This is a genomic window from Kutzneria buriramensis, assembly GCF_003387475.1.
GTDB classification, from domain to species: domain Bacteria; phylum Actinomycetota; class Actinomycetes; order Mycobacteriales; family Pseudonocardiaceae; genus Kutzneria; species Kutzneria buriramensis.
Genome location: NZ_QUNO01000003.1, coordinates 303929 through 330881, shown reverse-complemented (window position 1 = coordinate 330881; position 26953 = coordinate 303929). Strand labels below are relative to the sequence as shown.

Here is a 26953-nt window from a genome sequence, read left to right as displayed (position 1 = left end):
TACGTGAACCGCGAGGAGAGGGTCAATGGCAGCCCCGATCTCCAGGCAGACGGCCCCGGCGGCCGCGCCCGGGATCGCGGACGTCAGCCATGGCCACCCACCGCGGTGGACACCCTGGTGACGGTCGCGACAGGCGTGGGCTCGACGGCTAACGGCGGCGGTGTCGTTGAGTCCCACAAGCCCGCGAGGCGGTGCCCGACGCACCGCCTCGCGGGTACCCCCCGAGGGGTCCGGGGCAGACCGCGTCCTGGCGTGTAAACGTTTTCGCGAGCAACGATCGTCACGGATGTCGTCACAGGGCGCAGAGAGGTCTGGAATGCAACTCGATGGAGTGCTGTTCTTCCCGGTGACCCCGTTCACCCCGGACGGGGAGGTCGCGGAGGACGTGCTGGCCGAGCACGTCAAGCACGGCGTCGCCGCCGGCCCCGGCGGTGTGTTCGTGGCCTGCGGCACCGGCGAGTTCCACGCCCTGGAGCCCGAGGAGTTCGAGCGCGCGGTGCGCGTCGCCGTCGAGGCCACCGCCGGCCGCGTGCCGGTGTTCGCCGGCGCCGGCGGCTCCGTTCCGCTGGCCCGCCGGTTCGCCGCCGCCGCCCAGCGCGCCGGCGCGGACGGCATCCTGCTGCTGCCCCCGTACCTGGTCGGCTGCCCGGCGCCGGGCGTGGCCCGCTACGTCACCGAGGTCGCCGCCTCCACCGAGCTGCCGGTGATCGTCTACCAGCGCAACAACGCCGTCTTCACGCCCGAGGCCGCGGTCGAGGTGGCGAAGCTGCCCAACGTGATCGGCTTCAAGGACGGCATCGGCGACCTGGACCTGATGCAGCGCATCGTGCTGTCGGTGCGGGAGCACGTCGACAAGCCCTTCCAGTTCTTCAACGGCCTGCCCACGGCCGAGATGACCCAGCCGGCCTACCGGGGCATCGGCGTCGAGCTCTACAGCTCCGCGGTGTTCTGCTTCGCGCCGGAGATCTCGCTCGCCTTCTACAACGCCGTCTCCACCGGCGACACCGAGAAGGTCAACGCGCTCCTGCACGGCTTCTACAAGCCGCTGGTGGAGCTGCGGGACAAGGTGCCCGGCTACGCGGTGTCACTGGTCAAGGCGGCCGTCGTGCGCGGCGGCCTGGACGTGGGCGGCGTGCGGCCGCCGCTGCTGGACCCGACCGAGGAGCACCTGGCCGAGCTGGACCGGATCATCGACGCGGGCCGGAAGCTGATCGCCTGATGAAGATCACCGAGATCGTCCTGACCCCGATCGCGTTCCGCGACCCGCCGCTGCTGAACTCCGTCGGCGTGCACGAGCCGCTGGCGCTGCGCACGATCGTCGAGATCCACACCGACGAGGGGGTCAGCGGCCTCGGCGAGACCTACGGCGACGCCGGGCACCTGGAGCGCACCCGCAAGGTCGTGCCCGCGCTGGTCGGCCTGGACGTCTACGACCTCAACGGCCTGCACGCGGCGGTCGCCGGCGCGCTGGGCGGCGTGGTCGGCTCCGACCAGCACGGCCTGACCGGGCAGATGACCGGCATCGGCACCGTGGACCGGGTCTTCTCCCCGTTCGAGGTGGCGTGCCTGGACATCCAGGGCAAGCACCAGGGCCGCCCGGTGGTGGACCTGTTGGGCGGCAAGGTGCGCGACGCCGTCCCGTACAGCGCGTACCTGTTCTACAAGTGGGCTGGTCATCCTGTCACCGGAGACCTGCTTGCAGGGTCGAGCAATGTCACTGTGCCGGACCAGTGGGGCGAAGCGCTGGACCCGGCGGGAATCGTCGCCCAGGCCCGGAAACTGATCGACGAGTACGGCTTCGGCTCCATCAAGCTCAAGGGCGGCGTCTTTCCTCCGGAGGAGGAGATGGAGGCCATCCGGGCGCTGCGAACGGCGTTCCCGAACCACCCGCTGCGGCTGGACCCGAACGCGGTGTGGACGCCGGACACATCGGTGAAGGTCGCCGAGCAGCTCGACGGCGTGCTGGAGTATCTGGAGGACCCGACCTCCAGCATCGAGGGCATGGCCGAGGTGGCCGCCCGCGTGGACATTCCCTTGGCCACCAACATGTGTGTCGTCTCCTTCGACCACCTGCCGCCGGCGGTCCGGCAGAACGCCATCCAGGTGCTGCTGTCCGACCACCACTACTGGGGCGGCCTGACCCGGTCCCGGAGCCTCGCGCTGCTGTGCGAGACGTTCGGCATCGGGCTGTCCATGCACTCCAACTCGCACCTGGGCATCAGCCTGGCCGCGATGACGCATCTGGCCGCCGCCACCCCGAATCTGCGCTACGCCTGCGACACGCACTATCCGTGGAACAGCGAGGACGACATCGTCAAGCCGGGCGCACTGTCCTTCGTGGACGGCGCGGTGCCCGTGCCGAGCGGGCCCGGCCTGGGGGTCGAGCTCGATCGGGACGCGCTCGCCGTGGCGCATCAACGTTTCCTGGACACCGACATCCGCTCCCGTGACGACACGGGCTACATGCGGCGGGTCGAGCCGTCGTACGAGAGGAAGAACCCCCGGTGGTGACCACGCTCGCCCACGCCTACTCGTGGGACCTGATCGGCGACGACGCCGCGGCGGAGCGGATCGCCGGACTCGGCGTCGGCGCGGTCGCCCTGGCGGCGTCGTACCACACCACCCGGGCCGCCACCCCGCTGCACCCGCGGCACCGGATGGTCGACGCCCGGCACGCGGCGCTGTACGTCCCGGTGCGAACGGAAGCGTGGCAGGGCAAGCGACTCGTGCCGGCCGAACCGTCCTGGGTGGACAGCGGCTCGTTCGGTGCGGCGGCGGAACGGCTGCGTGCGGTCGGGTTGCCGGTGCACGCCTGGACCGTGCTGTCGCACTCCAGCCGGCTCGGCGACGCCAATCCGGATCTGGTTGTGCAGAACGCCTTCGGCGACCGCTACCCGTACGCACTGTGTCCGGCGCAGCAGGACGTCGTCGAGTACTGCGAAACTCTGGTCGACGAGATCGTCCAGAGTGGACCGTTGGACGGCGTCGTGCTGGAGGCCTGTGGGCCGCTGGGCTTCGTGCACGGTGGGCACCATGAGAAGACCGACGGCACCGACTGGTCGCCGGTCCAGCAGCAGCTGCTGTCCCTGTGCTTCTGCACCGCCTGCATCGGCCTCTACGGCGACGCCGGCATCGATGTGGTGGCCTTCCGGCAGGCCGTGAAGGCCGGTGTCGACGGCAGGGCCGACAGCGTCCGCGCGGCGCTGGGGGAGCACCTCGCCGACACCGTTTCCGGTGTCCGCACCGGGCTTTCCCGTGGCCTGCGACAGCTTCTCGTCGCCAAGATCAGGGCGACGCTGCCGGACGCGAAGATCGTCGCGCACGCGGCGGCCGACGAGTGGGCCACCGGCCCGTTCGCCACCGTCGCCGGCGGTGTCGACGCCGACGTGGACACCTGTACGTTCACCGCGTGGCCGGGGCCGGACGTGGCCCTGCCCGTGCTGAAGGCGCTCCAGGGCATCACCGACAAGGCGCTCGCCGCCTACGTCCTCGCGCTGCCGCCGCGCCCCGTCGACGGCGCGGCGTTGGCCGCCGAGTGGCAGCAGTACCTCGACGCCGGCGCGTCCGAGCTGCACGTGTACCACCCCGGGCTGGCCTCCCAGGGCCGCCTGGACGCGATCCGGGACGCACTCGGGCTTTTGGCGCCGCCTTCGGCGTCGCGGCTCGGCCCCTCCTAAGCCGGCGCCTCGCCCCCGACCGTGCGAAGCGCCGGCGGGGCCTCGCGCGGTTGTGACTCCCCGATGGCCGCCGATACTGCTCGGCGGCCATCGGGCGTCGTACACTTGCTCACCTGGGAGGTGACCACATGTCCGCTTCGGTCTCGTTCGACCCCCTCGTCGAGCTCGCCGGCATGTGGACGACGGAGCTGGCCGAGCGCTACCTCCCCGATCCCGGGCTGTTGCCGAGCAAGTACGAGTGCGTTGACGGGAACCTGATCTTGAGCCCGTACGAGGCCGGCCCGAACGTGTACGCCGCGGACGAGTTACGCGGCCTGTTCAAGGGGCCGGCCCGGGCCGTCGGCCTGCGCGTGTACACCACCGTCAACCTCCAGATGACCGCGCAGCGATGGATCCAGCCCGACTTCACGGTGATGCGCTCGCCGGTCGTGGGCACCTGGGCCCAGGCCGCCGACGCCGTCGTGGTCGGCGAGTTCGTGTCGCCCTCGTCGCGGCAGCGCGACCGCCTGGACAAGCCCGCGATGTGCGCCCGCGAGGGCATCCCGTACTACCTGCGCGGCGAGGTCGACCTGCGCACCGAGACCGCCACCCTGTGGTTCTTCCGCCTCGCCGACGGCGAGTACCAGGAGGTCGCGGTCGCGCACACCGGCGGCCTGTTCGAGATCGCCGAGCCGTTCCCGGTCTCGTTCGACCCGATCCAGCTGCTGGATCTCTAAACGGTCGCCCGGAGCTTCAGCGCCCGCTGCTGGGTGATGAAGCGCTGGATGCCCAGCGTCACCGCCAGGTAGAGCACGATCGTCGACGAACCGAGGCCGGCCGGCGCGCCCTGGCGCTCGGACAGGTAGTCGATGCCGAAGTGCAGGCCCACCGCGACGAGCCAGAGCACCAGCGTCAGCCACGTGCCCTGCCGCCACACGTCGTTCTCCGTGATCCACAACTTCGTCGTATACGCCCGAAGCGTGCCGAAAACGGCCCCCGACACCAGGCCCGCGGCCAGCAGCACCAGCACGATGCCGCCCAGCGACGTCTTCGACAGCACCGGATACGCCTGGAAGATACCGATCACCAGCAGGATCACGGTGAGCCGCAGGGCCCCGTCCTCCCGGACCCGCCGCGGCTGGAGCTGCCGCCACAGCAGCAGCGCCAGCACCACCACACCGACGGCCACATTCAGCAGTACCGACTGGTTCACGCCCGGATCATCGTCTCGGCCGGCCCGCGGCGCCATCCGATATGGGCGATGCAACCCGTCACGGTGGTCGCTCCGTCCCCACGGCATGAAGGGACTGACGACAGTGGTCGGCGTGGGCGCGCTGGTGTTGGCGTTGAGCGCCTGCGGCCAGACCCAGACGACGACACTGCCCGGCAGTGCTCCCACCAACGGCATCGCCCCCGCCGGTCAGGGCGGCAGCCTCCGCGACGTGCCGGCCGCCCAGGTCGACACGTCCAAGCTGCCCCAGGGGTACCCCGCGCGGGTCCAGTTGGACGACAACGGGGCCGTGCTGACTGTCCAGGGCGAGGAGGGCGGGTGCGAGCACACGAGCGCGCAGCCGACCGCTCAGGACGCGACCGCCGTGCATGTCCTGATCACGCGCGCCCTCGCCGGCGCCGACCAGGTCTGCACCAAGGAGCTGCGGCTCACCCAGCTGACCGTGCAGCTGGACAAGCCGCTCGCCGACCGCAAGGTTGTGCTGGAACAGAGGACGGTGCGGTCATGACGAAGCCAATCTCCGGGCGCCCGGCCGGCTTGCCCCAGCCGGCTGGGCGCCGCCCCTACCGCTGGCTGAGAGCGGCCGCGCTGGCGGCCGGCGCGCTCGCGCTGGCCGCGTGCGGGACGACGACGCCGACGAACGCCGCCCAGACCGGCGCCTCGACGCCGAGCTCGTCGCCTGCGACCAGCTCATCGTCACCGTCGCCGTCCGCTCCCGTGACGTCCACGGTGCGGCCGCCCGCTTCGAACCCGCCGCCGCCCACCTCGTCCGCGCCGCCCGTGCAGGCCACCGGCCAGCCCGTGCCGCCGGACCAGGTCAACTACGCCGCGGCGTCGGAGAACACGCCGCAGACCGTGTGGGAGCAGAACGGCGGCCGGACGCTGGTGCTGATGGCCGAGGAGGGCGGCTGTGTGAAGGTGGACGCCCAGGTGCCCAAGCAGACCGCCGACGAGGTCGACGTCGTGCTGCTCAGCGTGGCCGAGACGCACCGGGTCTGCCCGCTGTACGTCCGGAACGTCCCGGTCGCCGCGTACCTCGACGCACCCCTGGGCAATCGGAAGCTTGTTGTCTCGACCCAGACCGGCACGCAACATTAGGAGCGCCGCCGCCGAATACCACGTGTGGTCCCTGTCCGTCGGCAGGGGTCGGACAGGGACCACACGTGGCCCCTCGGCGGAAGGCTGGCGATGACTGCGCGTCTGATCGGATGCCTGCTGGTGTGCGGCATGGCCCTGGCCGCCGCCTTCCGCCCCGTCTCCTCCGTCGGCGAAGCCGTCGTGCTGGCCGCGCTGCTCCTGCCGTACCTCGGCGCCTTCCTCTACGGCAGAACGCACATCTCCGCCGTCGCCATGGGATTCGCCGCCGGCCTGCTGTGGCTCGACCTGGTCGTGATCCTGCCGCCGGTGCCCGATTCCATCGGCCTGGCCGTCGTTTTCACCGCCGCCGGCGCGGCCGGCACCGCCGCGATCACCCGCCGGCCCGCGCTGGCCCTGCACACCGCCGCCGCGGCCGCGGTGACCATCACCGCCCTGGCCTGGCTGCTGCTCACCCGCGGCCCGGCCCGCTTCGTGCCGCTGCACCCCGGCCCGCATCCCTTGGCGCAGAACAGGATCGAGGTTCCGGACCACTACTACTGGCTGTTGCTGATCGGCTCCGTGCTGTCGATCGGGCTCGTCGTCGCCACCCGCAGGGCCGCCGCCACCTCGTCCAAGAGCCTGGTCGGCAGCTCCACCTCGTAGCGGTCGGCCAGCACGGTCCAGCACCGGCGTCCCAACTCGAACGCCGCCGGCAGCGCGCGGCGAACGTCCTCCGCCGACGTGGTCGACGCCCGCAGCGCCCGCACGATCTCGGGCGGCAGCTCCCACTCAGCCCGCCGCGACGGCGTGAGCCAGTGTTCCGTTGCCCCATGGGCAAGACGGGCCATCCACACCAGGTGCCGCTGCACGTGTCCGAGGGCGTCCCAGGCGCGCAGCAGCTCGCCCCGGGACGTCAGATGGTGGGCCAGCACCAGCCAGTTCACGAACGGATCGCAGTACCGCGCAACGGCTTCGGGGCCTTCGACCGGTTCGTACCGCTGCGGCAGCGCCGCCAGCACGGGCGCCAGGGCTCCGCGCCGGTCCACCACGACCATCCGGTCCACCGCCGCGCCCCGCGCCGGCCACTCCGCCACGGCGGCGATGTCGGCGGTGGTGGCGAAGTGGAACTCGCCGCGGATCAGGCCCGGGAAGAAGACCACGTACGTGCCGAACTCGTTGACCAGCCCGTGGCTGATCGGCGCGATCGTCCCGCACCACCGGGCCGGGTCGACCTCGGCCCGTCGTGCCGGCGTGAAGAACAGCCAGAACTCGACGTCGCTGTGCTCGTCGGCCTCGTCCGCGGCGAACGAGCCGTACATCAGGGCGGCGTCCAGCCCTTCGTCGGCCAGGCACGCCGCGCGCACCCGTGCGATCAGCTCTTCCTGCACATTCCCCCCAACCGCGGCCGGGGCATCGCGCCCCGGCCGCGGAACCGCCTAGCGGCGGAACGAGATCTGGAGCGTCGGCGCGGAGGTCTCGGAGAAGAAGTCGTTGCCCTTGTCGTCCACCACGATGAAGGCGGGGAAGTCCTCGACCTCGATCTTCCAGACGGCTTCCATGCCCAGCTCCGGGTACTCCAGGACCTCGACCTTGCGGATGCAGTCCTTGGCCAGCCGGGCCGCCGGGCCGCCGATGGAGCCCAGGTAGAAGCCGCCGTGCGCCTGGCACGCGTCGGTGACCTGCTTGGAGCGGTTGCCCTTGGCCAGCATCACCAGCGAGCCGCCGGCCGCCTGGAACTGCTCGACGTAGGAGTCCATCCGGCCGGCCGTGGTGGGGCCGAAGGAGCCGGAGGCGTAGCCCTCCGGGGTCTTGGCCGGGCCCGCGTAGTAGACGGGGTGGTCGCGCAGGTACTGCGGCATCGGCTCGCCCGCGTCCAGCCGCTCCTTGATCTTGGCGTGGGCGATGTCGCGGGCCACCACCAGCGGGCCGGTCAGCGACAGCCGGGTCTTCACCGGCAGCGCGGCCAGCGTGCGGCGGATCTCGTCCATCGGCTGGTTGAGGTCGATGCGCACGACGTCGTCGGACAGCTGCTCGTCGTGCACCTCGGGCAGGAACTGGGCCGGGTCGCGCTCCAGCTGCTCCAGGAACACGCCCTCCGCGGTGATCTTCGCCTTGGCCTGGCGGTCGGCCGAGCAGGACACCGCGATGCCGACCGGGCAGGACGCGCCGTGCCGGGGCAGCCGGATCACGCGCACGTCGTGGCAGAAGTACTTGCCGCCGAACTGCGCGCCGATGCCGAACTCGCGGGTCATGGCCAGCACCTGCTGCTCCAGGTCGGTGTCCCGGAACGCGCGGCCCTCCGCGGAGCCCTCCGTCGGCAGGTTGTCCAGGTAGCGGGCCGAGGCCAGCTTCGCGACCTTGAGGTTGTACTCGGCCGAGGTGCCGCCGACGACGATCGCCAGGTGGTACGGCGGGCAGGCGGCGGTGCCCAGGGAGCGCAGCTTCTCGTCCAGGAAGCGGGCCAGCCGCGTCGGGTTCAGCAGCGCCTTCGTCTCCTGGTACAGGAAGGTCTTGTTGGCGCTGCCGCCGCCCTTGGCCATGAACAGGAACTCGTAGACCGGTTCCTGGCCCGGCTTGTGGTAGAGCTCGACCTGGGCCGGCAGGTTGGTGCCGGTGTTCTTCTCGTCCCAGAACGTCACCGGCGACATCTGCGAGTAGCGCAGGTTCAGCTGCTGGTAGGCGTCGTACACGCCCTCGGCCAGCGCCGCCTCGTCGTCACCGCCCGTGAGCACGGTCTCGGTGCGCTTGCCGATGACGATCGCCGTGCCCGTGTCCTGGCACATCGGCAGCACCCCGCCCGCGGACACACACGCGTTGCGCAGCAGATCGGTGGCCACGAACCGGTCGTTCCCGCTGGCCTCCGGGTCGTCGATGATCGCCCGCAGCTGCGCCAGGTGGCTCGTCCGCAGCAGGTGCTGGATGTCCTTGATCGCCTCACGTGCCAGCAGCTTCAGCGCCGCCGGCTCCACTTCGAGGAACTTCCGCCCCGCCACCTCCGTCACCCGGACCCCGTCCGGGCTGACCAGTCGGTACTCGGTGGCGGTGTCCTTGCCCAGCGGCAGCGGATCGACGTAGTGGAACGAGGTGGTGGACACGTTCGCGGGCTCCCTTGCACGCAACTCGGGTAACCCCTCACACGGTACTGCCGCCCAGCTCCACCCCCACGCCGTCCCCACTGTGACGCCGCACATCACACCCCAGCGAGACCCTCACCCCGCCCTACGCCCCCAGCCCCGGACAGCGCGAGGCCCCGCCGACGCTTCGCCCGGTTGCTGGATTTCGATCGCCCGCCACCCGACGCGCCCCACCACTCGGCCGATGCGGGCGATCGAAATCCAGCAAGGGCGAGGCATCGGCTCAGAAGGGGCCGAGCCGCGCGCGCCAGCGCGCCAAAAATACCGAGAGGCCGGGGTGGCCCCCGGCCACCCCGACCTCCCGCCGGGTGCGATCACGGACCTTCGGTCATCCGATGGTTCGCATCGCGAAGCTTTGTTGTGCGGAGAACTGTGCCGTGACACAGATCACAAGTCAAGACGTCTGTTCGGGCTAGACACCCTGGACGTCCGTCGCCGGTCAGCTCGCGTAGGCCCGCAGCCGCTCCGCCCGGTCGCCCTGGCGCAGCTTGGACATGACCTCCCGCTCGATCTGCCGCACCCGCTCCCGGGACAGCCCGAAGCGCTTGCCGATCTGGTCGAGGGTGCGGGGCTGACCGTCCTCCAGCCCGTAGCGCAGCCGGATCACCGACTGCTCCCGCTCGTCCAGCGTGGCCAGCACCCGCCGCAGGTCGTCGGACAGCAGCCCGGAGATGACGGCGCTCTCCGCGTCGGTGGCCTCGGCGTCCTCGATGAAGTCGCCGAGCGGGGCGTCCTCGTCGGTGCCGACCGGCATGTCCAGGCTCACCGGGTCGCGCGAGTGGTCGAGCAGGTCGGCGATCTTCCCCTCGGGGATGCCGGACTCGCGCGCCAGCTCCTCGTGGGTGGCCTCGCGGCCGAGCTGCTGGTGCAGGTCCCGCTTGATCCGGGCCAGCTTGTTGACCTGCTCGACGAGGTGGACGGGCAGCCGGATGGTGCGGCCCTGGTCGGCCATGCCGCGGGTGATGGCCTGCCGGATCCACCACGTGGCGTACGTGGAGAACTTGAAGCCCTTGGTGTAGTCGAATTTCTCGACGGCCCTGATCAGGCCGAGGTTGCCCTCCTGGATGAGGTCCAGCAGCGGCATGCCGCGGCCGGTGTAGCGCTTGGCCAGCGACACCACCAGCCGCAGGTTGGCCTCGAGCAGGTGGTTCTTGGCCCGCAGGCCGTCCCGCACCAGCTCGGTGAGCTCGGCCTTGCGGGTGGCGTCGAGCACCCGCGCGGTCTCCAGCATGTGCCGGGCGAAGACGCCGGCCTCGATGCGCTTGGCCAGGCCGACCTCCTGCTCGGCGGTGAGCAGCTTGGTCTTGCCGATGCCGTTCAGGTACACGCGCACCAGGTCGGCGGCGGGCCCCTGGGCGTCGAGATCTGCCTCGGGGCCGACCTCATGGGTGATGGTCTGTGGGACGGTCACGGTGCTCCCTCCCCGGTCGCGGGCTGGTGTGTTGTCGCGTCACACACCGGCGCTGCGCTGCGCGGCGAGCCTTTCGGGCGAGGCACCCGGGTCGGGAATGCCTTGCGCTTGCTGGCTGGACACTTGGGAAAACGCGAGCGATGGCGAAATCGTTCCCGTCTTCTCACACACCATGACGTCCCCAACGGCGAAGCGGTTGCCCTGAGAACCTGAGGTTTCCCTGAGAGAGGGCCACCTCCACCCGTTCAGCCCGCGACCGTCCCGGTGAAACGTGAAGTCCATGTTGGACGACTGAACCGAATCGGTCGTCCATACGTTTCCCAGGCGAGGAATCCGGGAATCATCACACTTCGACAAGGACCGTGAACGGGCCGTCGTTCACGCTTTCCACCGCCATGTCGGCGCCGAACCGTCCGGTGGCCACGGTGGCTCCCCGCGCGCGCAGCGCGGCGACGACCGCCTCCACCAACGGCTCGGCGACCGGACCCGGCGCGGCCTTCGTCCACGTTGGACGGCGGCCCTTGCGGGTGTCGCCGTACAACGTGAACTGGCTCACCACGAGCAGCGGAGCCCCTGTGCTGGCACAGGATTGCTCGTCGTGGAGTATCCGCAGCTCGTGCACCTTCCGGGCCATAGTGTCGGCCTGTTCGCGACCGTCCTCATGGGTGACGCCGAGCAGCACCAGCACCCCGGATTCCTTGATCTCACCGACGACTTCGTCGCCGACGGTGACGCTCGCCCTTGTCACCCGCATGACAACTGCCCTCACGCCGGAACCACCATTCCGTGCCGCACAAGGTCGCGCACGATCGGCAACGCCGCGACGACGAGGTCGTCGACCGACTGGCCGTGCCCGTACGCCAACAGGTGCAAGAGGTCACCGAGCGGCAGCGCCCCGCGACAGCCGGCGAGCAGCGCGGCCGCGAGCTCGTCGACCTCGTGCTGCCAGCCGGGTCCGTCGGTGCGGTGCAGCCGGCGCACGACCGCCTGCCAGCCCTCGTCGCCCGGCTCGGACACCTCCTCCAGCATCACGGTCGGCGGCACCAGGAACCGCGTCGCCAGCAGTTGCTCGGCGGACCCGTGCTCCCGCAACCAACTCACTCGATCCAGCCACGCCGCCGCCTCCGGCCCCAGCGGGTCGTCGAAGGCGTGCCGCAGGTCCTCACAGACGATCTCCGGGTGCAACGACGAGCTGCGACGCAGCGTGACGAAGCCGAAGCCGACACCGAGAACGTCGTTGGCCTCGAACCAGTCCAGCCACGCGGCGGCCTTCGCCCGCCCCTCCTCGGAGCGCGGGTCGATGCCGGCGTCCCGCAGCCAGGTGCCCACGTACAGCGTCGGTTCGGCCACATCGCGCTGCACGAACCACGCGTCCACGCCGCCGCGCGGCAGCCAGGAGGCGACCCGGTCGGTCCAGTCCTCGCCCTTGCGGTGCACCCACGACGCGAGCAGTTGGCCCACGCCGCCCTCGTTCAGGAACGCCGGCAACTGCCGTACCACCAGGGCACTCGCGTCGTCGCCGGCGAGCCCGGAGTCGCGGTAGGTGTAGTCGACGCGGGCCGGCCCGACGACGAACGGGGGATTGCACACGACCTGGTCGAAGCGGCGACCGGCGACCGGCTGGAACCACTCGCCGCGGGCCAGCTCCACGTCCAGCTCGTTGAGCCGAAACGTCGCGGAGGCAAGGGAAATCGCCCGTTCGGACAGATCGGTGGCGGTGATGCGCCGCGCGTGGCGGGCGGCGTGCAGCGCCTGGACACCGCAGCCGGTGCCCAGATCCAGCAGCGTCCCGACGGGTCGCCGCGCCGTTGCGCGAGCAAGGCTCAGAGACGCATGTCCGACGCCGAGCACGTGGTCCGGCCCGACGGGTGCGCCGCGCAGATCGGAGTCCTGGTCCGACACCACCCACCAGGAGCCCTGATCGTCTCCGTACGGTCGAACGTCCAGGTTCGCGCGAAGGTTCCCGTCGACCTCGCGCAGGAGCCCCGCGTCGACTGCCTCGGCCACGGACAGCGCCCCGAGCGCGGCCGCCGTTTCCGCGGCGGAAACGCCGTCGCCGAGCAGGAACAGCCGGATCAGGGTGCCGAGCGGACCGGCGTCGGCGCTGGCCCGCCGGGCGGGCTCGGGCTCGCCGCGGCCGAGCGCCGCGTGCGCCGGCGCGCCCAGCAGATCGACGACCGCGTCCGGCTCGTAGCGGGCCTCGCGGAAGGCGTCCCGCAGCTGGTCACAGAACTTGTCAGAAAACACGACCGGAATGTTTGCACGCCCTTGACGGCGTCTAGCATCTACGGGAGGAGGTGGTGTCGTGAAGGGCTCTGACCGGGACGACACACCGGTTCTGATCACGGCGGCCCAGCCCTCGTACGCCGAGGAGTCCCGGGCCCGCAGGCGCAAGTACACGGTCATGATGCTGATGCGGGTGCCGTGCCTGGTGCTGGCGGTGGTCTTCATCAACGTGTGGTGGCTGGCGCTGTTCTTCCTGGTGCTGTCGATCCCGCTGCCGTGGGTGGCCGTGCTGATCGCCAACGACCGGCCGCCACGCAAGGCGGAGGAGATCAACCGCTACAACGCGGAGAAGGCCGCCCGCCGGGCGCTGGCCCGCGAGGTGTCGCCGGACCAGGCCCCGCCGGACGACCCCGAGCCGCCGCGAGCCATCGAAGGCTAGAACTGGGCCGATTACCCCTGGGGTTGCGCCCCGACGTGGGACACGGCCTTCGAGCCGGCGGCGACGCCGGCTCGAAGCACGTCCAGGGGCGGCTTGCCGCTCAGCCACGCCGCCAGCAGGCCGGCGTCGAACGCGTCGCCGGCGCCGGTCGAGTCCACGCACTCCGCCGCCACCGCCGGCACGTCCCAGCGGCCGACCCGGTCGATCCAGCTCGCGCCGTCCGGGCCCGTCGTCACCGCGACCGCGCCGACGGCGTCCAGCAGCCCCGCCGCGGACGCCGGATCCCGCGACCCGGTCAGCGCCGCCAGCTCGTCGGCGTTCGGCAGCAACAGGTCCACACCTTTGACCATGGCCAGGAACGTCGCCGCCCCCTGCGCCGTGATGTGCAGAGCCGCCTGCGGGTCCACCGACGTCGTCAGCCCCGCCCCGCGCGCCGCCGCCAGCATCTCCAGCCCCGCGTCCCGCGACACCGGATCCAGCAGCACGTAGCCGGACAGGTGGAGATGACTGGCCGTCTCCAGCAGGTTCACGGTCAAATCCGCGCCCGCCAGTCGCGCGTTCGCGCCCCGGTCCGCCAGCATGCTGCGCTGTCCATCGCCGTCGACCAGCACGACCACGCAGCACGTCGGCGCCGCCGGGTCGATCGCCAGCGCGCACCGCACGCCGGCCGCCGTCAGCTCCGCCCGCACCTGCCGGCCCGCCATGTCGTCGCCGACCCGCCCGACCAGGACCGTGTCGACGCCGCACGCCGCCAGCCACGCCGCCGTGTTCGCCCCCGCACCGCCGACCGCCAGCGCGATGTCCGCCCGCGAGTCGCCGGCCGACACGATCGGGGAGTGGTGCCGGGCGACGACGTCCATCGCGGCGTCGCCCACCACGATGACCGTCATCGCGTCAGCTCCACGGCGACTTCCGCCGCCAGCTTCGCGTTCGACAGCACCAGCTGCTCGTTGGTGTCCAGGCTCACCCCGCCGCTGGCCGCGTGGAAGTGCTCCAGCAGCACCGGTGTCACGTCCTTGCCCCGCACGTCACGCTCCGCCAGCAGCCGCAGGCCGTCGGCCAGTAGCCGGTCGTGCAGCTCCCGGTCCATCTCGAACTCCACCGGCACCGGATTGGCCAGCAGCACCCCCGCCTGGCCCGGCGCGTACGCCCGGTGCGCCGCCACCGCCGCGGCCGCCTGCTTCGGGTCGTCCACCCGCCACGGCACGTCGAACTCCGATTCCCGCAGGTAGAACGCCGGGAACCGGTCCGTGCGGTAGCCCAGCACCGGCACCGAGCTCGTCTCCAGCAGCTCCAGCGTCGCGCCGATGTCCAGCACCGACTTCACGCCCGAGCACACCACCAGCACCGGCGTCTCCGCCAGGACGCCCAGGTCCGCCGACACGTCCCAGCTGTCCGCCGCCCCCCGGTGCACGCCGCCCAGGCCGCCCGTCGCGAACACCCCCACGCCGGCCCGCGCCGCGATCGAGGCCGTGCCCGCCACCGTCGTCGCCCCGTCCCGGCCCAGCGCGATCGCCGGCCCCAGATCCCGCCGCGACAGCTTCACCAGGCCGGCCGCCGGGTCGCACACCCGGTCCAGCTGCCGGTCGTCCAGGCCCACGACCGGCCGTCCGTCCAGCACCGCGATCGTCGCCGGCACCGCCCCGGCGTCCCGGACCACCTGCTCCACCCGGGCCGCGACCTCGCGGTTGCGGCCCGGCGGCAGCCCGTGGGCCAGGATCGTGCTCTCCAGCGCCACCACGGCCCGGCCCTCGGCGATCGCAGCGGCCACCTCCGGACTTACCTGTGGGTCGCTGACCTGCGGTTGTGTACCCATCGTCTCCCGTTCCTGCGTCCTGCGTGTATCAGGCATCATGAACGAGTGAGCCCGATGACCCAGACGCTGCCCGACACCGACACCCGGCCCGAGGGCACCGACACCACCGGCGACGACACGCCGAAGATGTTCCACTACGTGCGCAAGGACAAGATCGCCGAGAGCGCCGTGATGGGCACGCACGTGGTCGCGCTGTGCGGCGAGGTGTTCCCGGTCACGAAGTCCCCGAAGCCCGGCTCCCCGGTCTGCCCCGAGTGCAAGCGCATCTTCGAGGCAATGCCCCAGTAACCCCCCCGCCTTCCCTCGCCCCCCCAATGCAGGGAAGGACGCCTTACCCTCGCCCAATGCAGGTAAGGCGTCCTTCCCTGCATTGGTTGGGGCCACAGTCGGCGGCTACTTGCTCTGGCGCTCCGGTGAGGGGCGCTGGAGCTGCTCGGTGTCGTTGACGTCGGCGGGCGACGGGGCCTGCCACTTCCCGGTGGTCCCATCTGAGCCGTTGATCTTCGACTCCAGCTCCTGGGCCTCCGGCTGGGCCGCCAGCCAGGCCTTGGCCTGCTCGCCGGCGCGGATCTGCACGGCGGCGCGCTCCAGCTCCAGCCGCCGCCATCGTCGCCGCTGCCGCCGGGTCATCTTCGCCGGCCAGAACTCCTCGATGGCGCTGTTGAAGTGCGCGCCGACGATGATCGCCATGCCGAGGAAGAACGTGAACAACAGGAACGCGATCGGCGTGGCCAGCGCGCCGTAGGTGTAGCCGGTGGTGGTGATCCACCCGATGTACAGCCGCAGGCCCACGCTGGACAGCAGGAACAACACCATCGCCAGCCCCGCGCCGGGCAGCCCCCGGTGCCACGGCAGCTTCCGCGGCAGCGCCACCTTGTACAGCGTGGTCAGCGCCAGCACCAGCAGCACGGCCATGACCGGGTAGTAGAAGATGCTGAGCAGCTCCTGCACCACCGGCCGCCACTGGCTGGGCATCACGGCCGCCAGCAGATCCGGCCCCAGCGCCAGCAGCGGCAGCCCGATCACCGCCAGCACCAGCCCGACGACGTACATGAACAGCGCGAAGATCCGCTGCCACACCGGGTGCCGCACGTCGTGCTGCCCGTACGCCGCGGTGATCGCGTCCACGAACGAGGCCATCGCCGACGAGCCGGCCCACAGCGAGATCAGGAAGCCGATGGAGGCGACCTCGGTGTGCGCGCCGGTGAGAATGCTCACCACCGTCGGGGCGATGATTTGATCAACGACGTTCGGACTGAATATGGTGTGGCAGAACGAAAGGATCTTGGTCTGAACGGCGGTCACAATCTGTGGCCCGAACCAGTCGCCGACGAAGCTCAGGCACCCGAGCAGACCCAGCAGCAGCGGCGGCAGCGACAGCGTCTGCCAGAACGCGGCCTCGGCGGCCTCCGAGAAGATGTCGCCGTACCAGGCCTTGCCGACCGTGCGCACGACCAGCCGCCACGGCCCCCGCTTGACGGGTGCGACCGCGCCGGTGTCCTGCTCAGGCTGCTGACCCATGGCACCCCAAAGCATGGGGCATCAGGAGATCTTTGGCTGGACTGCCCCCCGAAACGTCACCTCGTGGCCATCCGCACACCGCGTCCGCGGGTGCGCGCGCAGCCGATTCGGTAAGCTGCGGGCAGCCCTCAGGGAACCCCACCGTGAGGGCATTCGCACGTCATCGGCAGGTTGTCGCAGCTAGGGAGGGTGAACGGCGTTGACGGACACCCTCAACCCGACGACAACCGCCGCACGGCCGCTGCGTGCCTGGCAGCGCCGCGCGCTGACCCGGTACCTGACGACCAAGCCGCAGGACTTCCTCGCGGTCGCCACCCCCGGCGCCGGCAAGACCACCTTCGGCCTGCGGGTCGCCGCCGAGCTGCTGGCCGACCGCACGATCGAGCGGGTCACGATCGTCACGCCGACGGAGCACCTCAAGCACCAGTGGGCCAAGGCGGCCGCCGAGGCCGGCATCGCGATCGACTCGAACTTCCGCAACGGCGCCGGCCAGACCTCCAACGACTACAACGGCGTCGCCGTCACCTACGCCCAGGTCGCCGCCCACCCCACGCTGCACCGCGTCCGCACGGAGAACCGCAAGACGCTGGTGATCCTGGACGAGGTGCACCACGGTGGCGACGCCAAGTCGTGGGGCGACGCGATCCGCGAGGCCTTCACGCCGGCGGTGCGCCGGCTGGCGCTGACCGGCACCCCGTTCCGCAGCGACGACAGCCCGATCCCGTTCGTCAACTACGAGCCCGACGGCGCCGGCCAGATGCGCAGCCGCGCGGATCACTCGTACGGGTACGCGGACGCGCTGCGCGACGGGGTGGTGCGGCCGGTGTTGTTCCTGGCCTACTCGGGCGAGGCGAGCTGGCGGACCGGCGCCGGCGAGGAATTCACCGCCCGACTGGGTGAACCGCTGACCCAGGAGCAGACCGCCCGCGCCTGGCGCACCGCGCTGGACCCGACCGGCGAGTGGATGCCGTCCGTGATCAGCGCCGCCGACCAGCGGCTGAACCAGGTGCGCCAGTCGATCCCGGACGCCGGCGCCATGGTGCTGGCCTCCGACCAGGAGTCGGCCAAGGCGTACGCGGCGATCATCAAGCAGCTCACCGGCGAGGAGCCGACGACCGTCCTGTCCGACGACCCCAAGGCCACCGGCAAGATCGCCGAGTACTCCGCCGGCCAGTCGCGCTGGCTGGTGGCGGTCCGGATGGTCAGTGAGGGCGTCGACGTGCCGCGGCTGGCCGTCGGCGTGTACGCGACGAGCTCCTCCACCCCGCTGTTCTTCGCGCAGGCGATCGGCCGCTTCGTGCGGTCCCGGCGGCCCGGCGAGACCGCGAGCGTGTTCCTGCCCAGCGTGCCGGTGCTGCTCCAGCTGGCCAGCGAGCTGGAGGCCGAGCGCGACCACGTGCTGGGCAAGCCGCACCGTGAGAACGACGGCTGGGACGACGAGCTGCTCAAGGACGCCAACCGGACCAAGGACGAGGACGGCGAGGAGGAGAAGGGCTACACCTCGCTGGGCGCCTCCGCCGAGCTGGACCAGCTGATCTTCGACGGCAACTCGTTCGGCACGGCGGCCGCGGTCGGCACCGCCGAGGAGCAGGACTACCTGGGCCTGCCCGGCCTGCTGGAGCCCGACCAGGTGCGGCAGCTGTTGCGGCAGCGGCAGGCCAAGCAGCTGGCCGACGTGTCGGCCCGCAAGGCCGCCGAGTCCGAGCCGGCGGCCCCGCAGCAGCCGGCCCGCGCGCGCACCACCCAGGAGCGGCTGGCCGAGCTGCGGCGCGAGCTGAACACCCTGGTGTCGATGCACCACCACCGGACCAAGAAGCCGCACGGCAAGATCCACAGCGAGCTGCGCGCCTACTGCGGCGGCCCGCCCACGGCGATGGCGTCGGTGGAACAACTAGAGGAACGCATCGCGACTCTGCGGTCCTGGTGACCGAGAGCGTGTAACCGACACGCGTGCGTGTGGTCCAGTGCACGCACCCGTATGGTCGCAGGGGCGCTTGGTAGCGCTCTCATACCTGTCCGTGATCGCGGCCGTGAACCTTTCGCCGCAGGCCCTGCGGCCAACGGTGCTGACCGTGCGGCGGAGTTCACTCCGATTTAGTCACAACGCGTAGTTGACAGGCGGCTGTTCGGTGTAGCGGCGTCCTTGTGGTTACCGGGTCGTTGCCGCATCGTGTCGCCAGAACCGAACTTAATCGCTTCAGTCACCTTCCGGCGGGGGTCCCGGGGGCATATGTTCTGCGCCACAACATTTTCGCGGGCTCTTGGAGTGACCCGCGCCACGATGAAGGGAACAGCCGGATGCGCAGCAGAACTCTCGCCGTGCTCGCCGCGAGCACCGGGCTCGCACTGGCGGTCACCGCGTGTGGAGCCAACAGCTCGAACAGCGGCTCCGGCGGCTCGTCGAGCAGCAACTCGGCCGGCAACGGCGCGAAGGTCGGCGTGATCCTGCCGGAGACCACCACCTCCGCCCGCTGGGAGGGCTTCGACCACCCGCTGCTGGAGAAGAAGCTCAAGGACCAGGGCTTCGACCCGATCATCCAGAACGCGCAGGGTGACGACCAGAAGGTCTCGCAGCTGGCCGACTCGATGCTCAGCCAGGGCGTCAAGGTGCTGATCCTGGCCTCCACCACCGGTGACGTGGGTGCCGCGGTGGAGAAGAAGGCCGCCGCCGCCGGCGTCCCGGTCATCGACTACGACCGCCTCAACGCGGGCGGCAGCGCCGACTACTACGTCTCGTTCGACAACGTGAAGGTCGGCACCCTCCAGGGCCAGGCCCTCGCGGACTCGCTCAAGGGCAAGCAGGGCGCGCAGGTCATCGAGATCGAGGGCGCGGCGACCGACAACAACGCGCTGCTCTTCTACCAGGGCCAGCAGCAGGTGCTGAAGCCGCTGTACGACGCCGGCACGCTGAAGCTCGTCAAGTCCCAGTACACCGACAAGTGGGACAACCAGACCGGTGGCACCAACTTCGAGAACTTCCTGACCGCCAACGGCGGCAAGGTCGACGGCGTGCTCGCGGCCAACGACGGCCTGGCCGGCGCGGTCATCGCCGTGCTGAAGAAGAACGGCCTCAACGGCAAGGTCCCGGTCACCGGCCAGGACGCCACCGCCGACGGCCTCAAGGCCATCCTGCGCGGCGACCAGTACATGACCGTGTTCAAGCCGATCGAGCAGGAGGCGGACGCCGCCGCGAAGCTCGCCACCGCGCTGCTGAAGAACAGCAAGTCCGACGCCGACAAGATCGCCACGCAGAAGGTCACGGACCCGAAGACCAAGCGTGAGGTCTCGTCCCTGCTGCTCGACCCGCAGTCCATCACCAAGGACAAGGTCAAGGACGTCATCTCGGCCGGCGCGGTCGCCAAGGCCGACGTCTGCACCGGCGACGTGGCTCCGCTCTGCGCGGCCGCTGGCATCAACTGATCGCCTGACGGCGCTTCCGAAGGCCGCCGCCGCGACCGACCCGGACCCCCGACCCGGGCCGGCCGCGGCGGCTTCCCATGCCCGACAACCCCCGCCGCCGACGGGACGGGCAGTGACAGTCTGGAGTACATCCCCATGACCGAGCCGATCCTCGAACTGCGCGGGATCAACAAGAGCTTCGGGCCCGTCCACGTCCTGCACGACGTGGACCTCGTGGTCCGGCCCGGCGAGGTGACCGCGCTCGTCGGCGACAACGGCGCCGGCAAGTCCACGGTGGTCAAGTGCATCGCGGGCATCCACGGCATCGACTCCGGCGAGGTTCTCTTCAACGGCGAGCCGGTGCACATCAACGGCCCGAGCGAGGCCGCCGCGCTGGGCATCGAGGTCGTCTACCAGGACCTCGCGCTGTGCGACAACCTCGACATCGTCCAGAACATGTTCCTGGGCCGCGAGCGCGGCAACTACGGCCTGCTCGACGAGTCGGACATGGAGCAGGCCGCCCGCGAGACGCTGGCGTCGCTGTCGGTCCGCACGGTCAAGTCGGTGCGCACGCTCGTCGCGTCGCTGTCCGGCGGCCAGCGGCAGACCGTCGCCATCGCCAAGGCCGTGCTGTGGAACAGCAAGGTCGTGCTGCTCGACGAGCCGACCGCCGCGCTGGGCGTGGCCCAGACCCGCCAGGTGCTCGACCTGGTGCGCCGGCTGGCCGACCAGGGCCTCGGCGTAGTGCTGATCAGCCACAACATGAACGACGTCTTCGAGGTCGCGGACACCATCTCGACCCTCTACCTGGGCCGCATGGTCGCCCAGCTGCCGACCAAGGACCTGACCAACACCCAGGTCGTCGAGCTGATCACCGCCGGCCGGTCCGGCGACATCGGCCTGGCCAAGCCCGAAGTCGCCACGGTCTGAACTGCAAGGGATCGCTTCCAATGACTGACACACCTGCCGCCGCCCCGCCGTCGGACCCCAAGCCCTCCAGCGACACGCCCGCCGAGGCCGTCAAGACCGCGGACAAGCAGGACGCCGCCATCGCCGACTTCGGCATCGACACCACCAGCCGGTCCACGGGCCAGGCCCTGCGCGACTACGTCGACCGCGTCCGCGGCGGCGAGCTGGGCTCGCTGCCGGCGCTGGCCGGCCTGATCGTGCTGGTCATCGTGTTCGCCGTCGCGTCGGACACGTTCCTCACCATGAACAACCTCTCCAACCTGCTCGCGCAGGCCGCCGGCATCACCATCATCGCGATGGGCCTGGTGTTCGTGCTGCTGCTCGGAGAGATCGACCTGTCCGCCGGCACCGCGTCCGGTGTGGCCGCCTCCGTCATGGCGCTGCACCTGGTCAAGGCCGGCAATCTCCAGGGCGGCATGGGCGACACCGTCTACTACGCCTTCATCGTCGGCGGCGTGCTGGCCATCGGCGTCGCCGTGTGGCAGCGGATCTGGCTCGGCGCCGCGCTGTCCGCGGTCGCGGTGCTGCTGCTCCTGAGCGGCGTGCCGGCCAACCCGTGGGTCGAGATGCTGCTCGCGATCTGCGTCGGCTCCGTCATCGGCTGCCTCACCGGCGTGCTGATCTCCAAGGTCGGCATCCCGTCCTTCGTCGTGACCCTCGCGCTGTTCCTGGCCTGGGGCGGCGTGATCCTGAAGCTGATCGGCGACGGCGGCACGCTGTCCATCAGCAACGACCCGGTGCTGTTCGGCGTGGCCAACAACAACCTGAACATCCTGGGCAGCTGGATCCTGTTCCTGATCTTCGCCGGCGGCTACGCCGCGGTCGTGCTGTCCCGCCACGCCGGCCGGGTCCGTCGCGGCCTGGTCGCCCAGCCGACGGTGCTGATCATGGCCAAGGTCGGCGCGGTGGTCGTGCTCGGCGCGGCGGCCACCTACCTGCTCACGCTGAACCGCTCGCCCAACCCGGACCGGATCACCATCGAGGGCGTGCCCTACGTGGTGCCGATCGTGCTGGTGCTGCTGGTGATCGGCACCTTCGTGCTGGACCGCACCAAGTACGGCCGGCACATCTACGCCGTCGGCGGCAGCGCCGAGGCGGCGCGGCGCGCCGGCATCAACGTGCCCAAGATCCGGATGAGCGTCTTCGTGATCGCCTCCACGGTCTCGGCCGTCGGCGCCATCGTCTACTCGTCCAAGGTCGGCTCCGTCGACCCGAACGCCGGTGGCGGCAACACGCTGCTGTTCGCCGTCGGCGCCGCGGTCATCGGCGGCACGTCGCTGTTCGGCGGCAAGGGCCGGCTGTCCAACGCCATCATCGGTGGTTTCGTGATCACGATCGTCAGCAACGGCCTGGGCCTGATCGGCGCGCCCGCGGCCGTGGTCAGCATCGTCACCGGTGCCGTCCTGCTGCTGGCCGCCAGCGTCGACGCGCTGTCGCGCCGGCGGGCCAAGGCGACCGGTCACTAGCAGCTCCACAGGGGCACGAGGGGGTGTGCGGTGAGCGGTCCGCCAACCGCGGGTACACGTCCCGACGAGGTCCGCAGGCACAACCGGACCGCCCTGCTGCGCAGGCTGCACGTCGGCGGGCCGTGCACCAGGGCGGAACTGGCCGCCGAGCTGGGGCTGAACCGGAGCACGATCAAGGCTCTGGTCGACGGCCTGGCCGACGCGGGTGTGGTGGTCGAGCAGGTCTCGGCCAAGCGCACCGGCGCCGGCCGGCCGTCCCTGCTGGTGCTGCCGCAGCCGCGGTCGCTGTGGGTGCTCGCCGTCGACGTCGGCGTCGAGCAGACCACCGTGGCGGCCGTCGGCTTCGGCGGCGAGGTGCTGGGCACGCGGGGCTGGACCCTGCCCCGGGGCGCCGGCACGCCGGACGACCTGCTGGCCAAGATCGGCACCGCCTGCCGGCGGCTGGCCGAGCGCATCGGCTCCGAGCCGGTCGGCGTCGGGGTGTCCGTGCCCGGCGTCGTCCGGCGCGACGGGTACGTGCACGAGGCGCCCAACCTGCACTGGGAGGGCGTGCCGGTGGGGGAGCGGCTGTCCGCCGCCCTGCACCGGCCGGTCCTGGTCGGCAACGACGCCGAGCTCGGCGCGCTGGCCGAGCACACGCGCGGCATCGCCAGCGACACCGCCGACATGGTGTTCGTGTCGGTGGACGTCGGCGTGGGCGGCGGGGTCATCTCCGAGCGGGCCGCGCTGCGCGGCAGCGGCGGCTACGTCGGCGAGCTGGGGCACATGGTGGTGCGGCCCGGCGGCCGGCCCTGCTACTGCGGGTGCCGGGGCTGCTGGGAGACCGAGATCGGCGAGGACGCCCTGTGCCGGGCCCTGGGACTGCCCGAGGGCTCGCCGCGGGAGGCCGTCGTCGGCGAGCTGCGGGCACTGGCCGGCGAGCCGCAGGCGGCGCTGAGCCGGCTGCGGGAGTTCACCGACTGGCTGGGCATCGGACTGATCAACATCGTCAACCTGCTCGGGCCGCAGCTGGTCGTGCTCGGCGACCTGCTGGCCGCGCTGCCGGAGGCCGTCGTCGACGAGGCCGCCGAGACCGTGCGGGAGCTCAGCCTGGTCAGCCGGGCCGTCGGCGGCATCCGGATCGTGGCCTCCCCGCTCGGCAAGGAAGCCAAGATCATCGGCGCCGCCGAGCTCGCCTTCCAGCAGGCCCTGGCCGGCTGACCCCGGCGTGATGCAGGGAAGGACGCCTTCCCTGCATCCAGCGAGGGTAAGGCGTCCTTCCCTGCGTCACTGACGTCGTTCGGGTAGTAGAGAGGCGCGGGCCCACACCTGGCCCGCGCCTCTGCTCGTCTATGAAGGTGGACTTCGTCTGCCCCTGAGCCCCGTGCCAATTGCCTTCGGGGGGCTCAGCCCTGCTGGATCTCGGCCGAGAGCTCACGCAGCTTGGCGCTGTGCTCGCGGGCGTGGTGTCCGCAGAAGAGGAGCTCGCCTCCGGACGGGAGAATGGCGCGTACCTGAGCGGCTGCGCCGCACCGGTCGCAGCGGTCGACAGCGGTCAGCTCGGGGCGGGTGAGCAAGGTCGTCATGGAAATCTCCCTCCGTCCCGGCACCAGATGCTTCCGGTGCCTACTCCAGCTGCGACCACCTACCTCCGGGTCGCCGCCCGTCGGCATCTGGTGCTCGCTGCCATCACTGTTGCAGACGCTCGGCGCCTCGGCGGTGTTCCCGACCGTCGTGGCGACTCCCGTCACGTGAGATGTACCCGGATGCAGCAAAGCCACACTCCGTGACATCCCACCCTGTCGATGGTCCGTGGCCGGAGCCGTCGACAGGTGCCGAGTCGGTTACGTTTTGTCGTCGGATCGGGTCCGACCTGACGCTGCGCAACGAACTCAGGTACTCAAGCTACGTCAGAGAACCACGACCGAGTTCGTATCACCACCCCAGTTGTGGGATGAGTCACAACACGGAGCGTGAGATTCGCTTCTGGCGAACAAGCCCCCGGCACCCGGTTTCGGCCCCCGTGAGCCTCCCGGCGGCCCTCACGCGATCGCCGACCCGCCGATCGCGTCACGGGCGTCCCACGGGCCAACTGAGGGCCACGAACGACCATCGGCGAGGTGAACACCCCACCTCTTGTCGATCACGGCCGCCGAAAACCGACGGCGCCCCGCCGGCCGGAAGGCCGAACGGGGCGCCGCGGGTAGCTCTGCGGAGACCGTCAGTCCAGGTAGTCCCGCAGGACCTGGGACCGGGACGGGTGACGGAGCTTGGACATGGTCTTCGACTCGATCTGGCGGATCCGCTCGCGGGTCACGCCGTAGACCTGGCCGATCTCGTCCAGGGTGCGGGGCTGGCCGTCGGTGAGGCCGAAGCGCAGCCGCACCACGCCCGCCTCCCGCTCGGACAGCGTCGCCAGCACCGACTGGAGCTGGTCCTGGAGCAGCGTGAACGACACCGCGTCCACGGCCACCACGGCCTCGGAGTCCTCGATGAAGTCGCCGAGCTGGCTGTCGCCCTCGTCGCCGATGGTCTGGTCCAGCGAGATGGGCTCCCGGGCGTACTGCTGGATCTCCAGCACCTTCTCCGGGGTGATGTCCATCTCCTTGGCCAGCTCCTCCGGCGTCGGCTCGCGGCCGAGGTCCTGGAGCAGCTCGCGCTGGATGCGGCCGAGCTTGTTGATCACTTCGACCATGTGCACCGGGATGCGGATGGTGCGGGCCTGGTCGGCCATGGCGCGGGTGATGGCCTGCCGGATCCACCAGGTGGCGTACGTGGAGAACTTGTAGCCCTTGGTGTAGTCGAACTTCTCCACCGCGCGGATCAGACCCAGGTTGCCCTCCTGGATCAGGTCCAGGAACGCCATGCCGCGGCCGGTGTAGCGCTTGGCCAGCGACACCACCAGGCGGAGGTTGGCCTCCAGCAGGTGGTTCTTGGCCCGCTCGCCGTCGCGCACGATCCAGCGCAGGTCCCGGCGCATCTGCGGGGCCAGCTTCTCGGTCTCGTCCTCGGCCTTGCGCACACGCTCGGCGGCGTAGAGCCCGGCCTCGATCCGCTTGGCCAGCTCCACCTCCTCCTCGGCGTTGAGCAGCGCCACCTTGCCGATCTGCTTGAGGTAGGCGCGAACCGAGTCGGCGGAGGCGGTCAGCTCGGCGTCCTTGCGGGCCTGCCGCAGCGCCTCGGACTCCTCCTCGTCCCAGACGAAGTCGGAGCTGTCCTTCGTCTCCTCCTCGTCGGGCTCCTCGACCACGTCCTCGACGACCACGTCCTCGAGCTCGGCCGCGTCGATCTCCGGCTCGCCCTCGATGTCCTCGGGGTCCTCGCCGTCCTTCTTCGCCTTGGCCGGGGCGGCCTTGCCGGCCGCTGTCTTCTTGGCCGCGGCGGTCCGGGGGCCCGCCGGCTTCTTGGCCGCGGTCTTCGCGGCGCCGGTCCTGGCCGCACCACGCGCAGGGGTGGCCTTCACGGCCTCCTCGCCGTCGACCGGCTGCTGTGCCTTCGCGGCGCTCGCGGGGGTGGCGGAGCGTCGGGTTGCGGTTTCTGCGGCTGCCACGTACGCCCTTTCGCGACGATCCTTCACGGCAGGCCGGAGGGCGCGAACCTCGGCCGCCAGGGGGTTTCGGGGGAGCGCCCGGCGGTTGCTGACCGTGGGCACCGTTCCATTGTAACGACGACGGCCGCGCCGCGTTGCCGCCACACGGCCGTCGTCGGGCCCTTTTCCCGTGTTCCCGCAGGTAGATCGCCGGAACACGATTCGGTCAGTTTTTTCGGCGTACCCCTAGTGGCCGATCCCGTGGGCGGCGGCGTGGGCCGCGCCGACGATGCCGGCGTCGTTCTTCAGCGCCGCGGGGACCACCTTCGTGCGGACCTTGAGCAGCGGCAGCCACTTGTCGGCCTTCTTGCTGACGCCGCCGCCGGCGATCACCAGGTCCGGCCAGATCAGGTCCTCCAGCGTGCGCAGGTAGCGGCTGACCCGGTGGGTCCACTCCTCCCACGACAGGTCCTTCTCGTCCTTCACCGACGCCGCGGCGCGCTTCTCCGCGTCGTGCCCGTCCACCTCGAGGTGGCCGAACTCGGTGTTGGGCACGAGCCTGCCGTCCAGGAACACGGCGCTGCCGATGCCGGTGCCGAAGGTCAGCAGCACCACCACGCCCGGCTGGTCCTTGCCGGCGCCGTAGCGGACCTCGGCCATGCCGGCCGCGTCGGCGTCGTTGAGCACCACGACCCCGCCGGGCTCCCGGCCCAGGCGGCGGGCGAACAGGGCGGCCGCGTCGGTGTCGACCCAGCCCTTGTCCACGTTGGCCGCGGTCAGCGCGACGCCACGCTTGACCACGCAGGGCAGGGTGACCCCGACCGGGCCGGTCCACCCGAACTTCTCGACGATCTCAGCGACCACGTCGGCCACCGCGTCCGGGGTGGACGGCTGCGGCGTGACGATGCGCAGCCGCTCGCCGTCCAGTTCGCCGGTCTCCAGGTCGACAAGTCCGCCCTTGATGCCGGATCCACCGATGTCGATCCCGAACCCGCGGGTTGTGCCCATCCGTCGGACCCTTCCTACTCGATTCAGTCCGCTGTCAGTCCTCGACCCAGCGCGCGGGTCTTCGGGAGTGTGCGCAGACCCTAACGTGTGTG

Annotated in this window: 27 protein-coding genes; 14 read left to right on the top strand and 13 right to left on the bottom strand. The window is 70.9% G+C overall.

Annotated features, from left to right (window positions below; all coding sequences use genetic code 11):
- The first annotated feature begins 316 nt into the window (after nucleotides 1-316).
- The 4 genes from BCF44_RS10030 to BCF44_RS10015 all read left to right on the top strand — a co-directional run bounded on the left by BCF44_RS10030 (nucleotide 317) and on the right by BCF44_RS10015 (nucleotide 4393).
- Nucleotides 317-1219 carry a 5-dehydro-4-deoxyglucarate dehydratase gene (locus tag BCF44_RS10030; protein ID WP_116173907.1) on the top strand — a complete coding sequence of 301 codons (903 nt, stop codon included), beginning with the start codon at nucleotides 317-319 and terminating at the stop codon, nucleotides 1217-1219.
- Complete coding sequence (locus BCF44_RS10025) at nucleotides 1219-2511, top strand: glucarate dehydratase family protein (RefSeq protein ID WP_116173906.1); 1293 nt, start codon at nucleotides 1219-1221, stop codon at nucleotides 2509-2511. The genes BCF44_RS10030 and BCF44_RS10025 overlap by 1 nt, the downstream gene beginning before the upstream one ends.
- On the top strand, nucleotides 2505-3677 hold the full coding sequence (locus BCF44_RS10020; protein WP_116173905.1) for a hypothetical protein: 1173 nt from the start codon (nucleotides 2505-2507) through the stop codon (nucleotides 3675-3677). Before BCF44_RS10025 ends, BCF44_RS10020 begins: the two co-directional genes overlap by 7 nt.
- 128 nt (nucleotides 3678-3805) lie before the next feature.
- Entirely contained in the window at nucleotides 3806-4393 is a 588-nt protein-coding gene (locus BCF44_RS10015) for a Uma2 family endonuclease (protein ID WP_116173904.1), read from the top strand.
- On the opposite strand, the gene BCF44_RS10010 is transcribed toward BCF44_RS10015, so the two are convergent.
- Nucleotides 4390-4869, bottom strand: a complete 480-nt coding sequence (locus tag BCF44_RS10010) for a hypothetical protein (protein WP_116173903.1) — start codon at nucleotides 4867-4869, stop codon at nucleotides 4390-4392. The two genes, BCF44_RS10015 and BCF44_RS10010, sit on opposite strands and share 4 nt — an antisense overlap.
- Before the next feature lie 85 nt (nucleotides 4870-4954).
- Between BCF44_RS10010 and BCF44_RS10005 the strand changes: the two genes are divergently transcribed.
- Nucleotides 4955-5395, top strand: coding sequence for a hypothetical protein (locus BCF44_RS10005; protein ID WP_147328451.1), 441 nt, complete (start codon nucleotides 4955-4957; stop codon nucleotides 5393-5395).
- Between the two features lie 55 nt (nucleotides 5396-5450).
- On the opposite strand, the gene BCF44_RS55390 is transcribed toward BCF44_RS10005, so the two are convergent.
- The gene (locus BCF44_RS55390; RefSeq protein ID WP_170217453.1) at nucleotides 5451-5615 is read right to left on the bottom strand and encodes a hypothetical protein; all 165 of its coding nucleotides are present in this window, start codon (nucleotides 5613-5615) and stop codon (nucleotides 5451-5453) included.
- Here BCF44_RS55390 and BCF44_RS09995 point away from each other — a divergent pair.
- Together BCF44_RS09995 and BCF44_RS54700 are read left to right on the top strand one after the other, a co-directional pair.
- Nucleotides 5605-5985, top strand: coding sequence for a hypothetical protein (locus BCF44_RS09995; protein WP_147328450.1), 381 nt, complete (start codon nucleotides 5605-5607; stop codon nucleotides 5983-5985). The genes BCF44_RS55390 and BCF44_RS09995 overlap by 11 nt on opposite strands.
- Before the next feature lie 90 nt (nucleotides 5986-6075).
- Entirely contained in the window at nucleotides 6076-6627 is a 552-nt protein-coding gene (locus BCF44_RS54700; protein ID WP_147328449.1) for a hypothetical protein, read from the top strand.
- Here BCF44_RS54700 and BCF44_RS09985 read toward each other — a convergent pair.
- From BCF44_RS09985 to BCF44_RS09965, 5 genes are all read right to left on the bottom strand, one after another.
- Complete coding sequence (locus BCF44_RS09985) at nucleotides 6519-7352, bottom strand: hypothetical protein (protein ID WP_116173898.1); 834 nt, start codon at nucleotides 7350-7352, stop codon at nucleotides 6519-6521. The two genes, BCF44_RS54700 and BCF44_RS09985, sit on opposite strands and share 109 nt — an antisense overlap.
- A gap of 48 nt (nucleotides 7353-7400) precedes the next feature.
- Nucleotides 7401-9059, bottom strand: coding sequence for a fumarate hydratase (locus BCF44_RS09980; protein ID WP_211352966.1), 1659 nt, complete (start codon nucleotides 9057-9059; stop codon nucleotides 7401-7403).
- A gap of 478 nt (nucleotides 9060-9537) precedes the next feature.
- Entirely contained in the window at nucleotides 9538-10509 is a 972-nt protein-coding gene (locus BCF44_RS09975) for a sigma-70 family RNA polymerase sigma factor (RefSeq protein ID WP_116173896.1), read from the bottom strand.
- 343 nt (nucleotides 10510-10852) lie between these two features.
- Nucleotides 10853-11278, bottom strand: coding sequence for a D-aminoacyl-tRNA deacylase (gene dtd / locus BCF44_RS09970; protein WP_116173895.1), 426 nt, complete (start codon nucleotides 11276-11278; stop codon nucleotides 10853-10855).
- Nucleotides 11275-12756, bottom strand: coding sequence for a DUF7782 domain-containing protein (locus BCF44_RS09965; RefSeq protein ID WP_379797996.1), 1482 nt, complete (start codon nucleotides 12754-12756; stop codon nucleotides 11275-11277). Before BCF44_RS09965 ends, dtd begins: the two co-directional genes overlap by 4 nt.
- A gap of 58 nt (nucleotides 12757-12814) precedes the next feature.
- Between BCF44_RS09965 and BCF44_RS09960 the strand changes: the two genes are divergently transcribed.
- On the top strand, nucleotides 12815-13174 hold the full coding sequence (locus BCF44_RS09960) for a DUF3099 domain-containing protein (protein ID WP_116174273.1): 360 nt from the start codon (nucleotides 12815-12817) through the stop codon (nucleotides 13172-13174).
- Between the two features lie 11 nt (nucleotides 13175-13185).
- Here the strand turns inward: BCF44_RS09960 and BCF44_RS09955 are convergent, their stop codons facing one another.
- Both BCF44_RS09955 and BCF44_RS09950 read right to left on the bottom strand, forming a co-directional pair.
- Entirely contained in the window at nucleotides 13186-14064 is an 879-nt protein-coding gene (locus BCF44_RS09955; protein ID WP_116173894.1) for a carbohydrate kinase family protein, read from the bottom strand.
- A complete protein-coding gene (locus BCF44_RS09950; protein ID WP_116173893.1) occupies nucleotides 14061-14990 on the bottom strand; it encodes a pseudouridine-5'-phosphate glycosidase in 930 nt (309 codons plus the stop codon). The genes BCF44_RS09955 and BCF44_RS09950 overlap by 4 nt, the downstream gene beginning before the upstream one ends.
- Before the next feature lie 54 nt (nucleotides 14991-15044).
- Between BCF44_RS09950 and BCF44_RS09945 the strand changes: the two genes are divergently transcribed.
- On the top strand, nucleotides 15045-15278 hold the full coding sequence (locus BCF44_RS09945; protein WP_116173892.1) for a DUF3039 domain-containing protein: 234 nt from the start codon (nucleotides 15045-15047) through the stop codon (nucleotides 15276-15278).
- Between the two features lie 105 nt (nucleotides 15279-15383).
- Here the strand turns inward: BCF44_RS09945 and BCF44_RS09940 are convergent, their stop codons facing one another.
- A complete protein-coding gene (locus BCF44_RS09940; RefSeq protein WP_116173891.1) occupies nucleotides 15384-16511 on the bottom strand; it encodes a YihY/virulence factor BrkB family protein in 1128 nt (375 codons plus the stop codon).
- A 199-nt stretch (nucleotides 16512-16710) separates the two neighbouring features.
- Here BCF44_RS09940 and BCF44_RS09935 point away from each other — a divergent pair, with 199 nt between their 5' ends.
- From BCF44_RS09935 to BCF44_RS09915, 5 genes are all read left to right on the top strand, one after another.
- Nucleotides 16711-18438 carry a DEAD/DEAH box helicase gene (locus BCF44_RS09935; RefSeq protein WP_116173890.1) on the top strand — a complete coding sequence of 576 codons (1728 nt, stop codon included), beginning with the start codon at nucleotides 16711-16713 and terminating at the stop codon, nucleotides 18436-18438.
- 371 nt (nucleotides 18439-18809) lie between these two features.
- Nucleotides 18810-19931 (top strand): sugar ABC transporter substrate-binding protein, encoded by a 1122-nt coding sequence (locus tag BCF44_RS09930; RefSeq protein WP_116173889.1) that lies wholly within the window; start codon nucleotides 18810-18812, stop codon nucleotides 19929-19931.
- Nucleotides 19932-20066: 135 nt separating this feature from the next.
- On the top strand, nucleotides 20067-20840 hold the full coding sequence (locus BCF44_RS09925; protein ID WP_116173888.1) for an ATP-binding cassette domain-containing protein: 774 nt from the start codon (nucleotides 20067-20069) through the stop codon (nucleotides 20838-20840).
- 20 nt (nucleotides 20841-20860) lie between these two features.
- Nucleotides 20861-22345 (top strand): sugar ABC transporter permease, encoded by a 1485-nt coding sequence (locus BCF44_RS09920; RefSeq protein WP_116173887.1) that lies wholly within the window; start codon nucleotides 20861-20863, stop codon nucleotides 22343-22345.
- 30 nt (nucleotides 22346-22375) lie between these two features.
- Nucleotides 22376-23545 carry an ROK family protein gene (locus BCF44_RS09915; protein WP_116173886.1) on the top strand — a complete coding sequence of 390 codons (1170 nt, stop codon included), beginning with the start codon at nucleotides 22376-22378 and terminating at the stop codon, nucleotides 23543-23545.
- Nucleotides 23546-23730: 185 nt separating this feature from the next.
- Here BCF44_RS09915 and BCF44_RS09910 read toward each other — a convergent pair whose 3' ends face one another.
- The 3 genes from BCF44_RS09910 to ppgK form a co-directional block, all read right to left on the bottom strand.
- The gene (locus BCF44_RS09910; RefSeq protein WP_116174272.1) at nucleotides 23731-23910 is read right to left on the bottom strand and encodes a DUF7455 domain-containing protein; all 180 of its coding nucleotides are present in this window, start codon (nucleotides 23908-23910) and stop codon (nucleotides 23731-23733) included.
- Between the two features lie 635 nt (nucleotides 23911-24545).
- Entirely contained in the window at nucleotides 24546-25934 is a 1389-nt protein-coding gene (locus tag BCF44_RS09905) for an RNA polymerase sigma factor (protein ID WP_116174271.1), read from the bottom strand.
- Between the two features lie 165 nt (nucleotides 25935-26099).
- Complete coding sequence (gene ppgK, locus BCF44_RS09900) at nucleotides 26100-26861, bottom strand: polyphosphate--glucose phosphotransferase (protein ID WP_116173885.1); 762 nt, start codon at nucleotides 26859-26861, stop codon at nucleotides 26100-26102.
- Nucleotides 26862-26953: the final 92 nt, after the last annotated feature.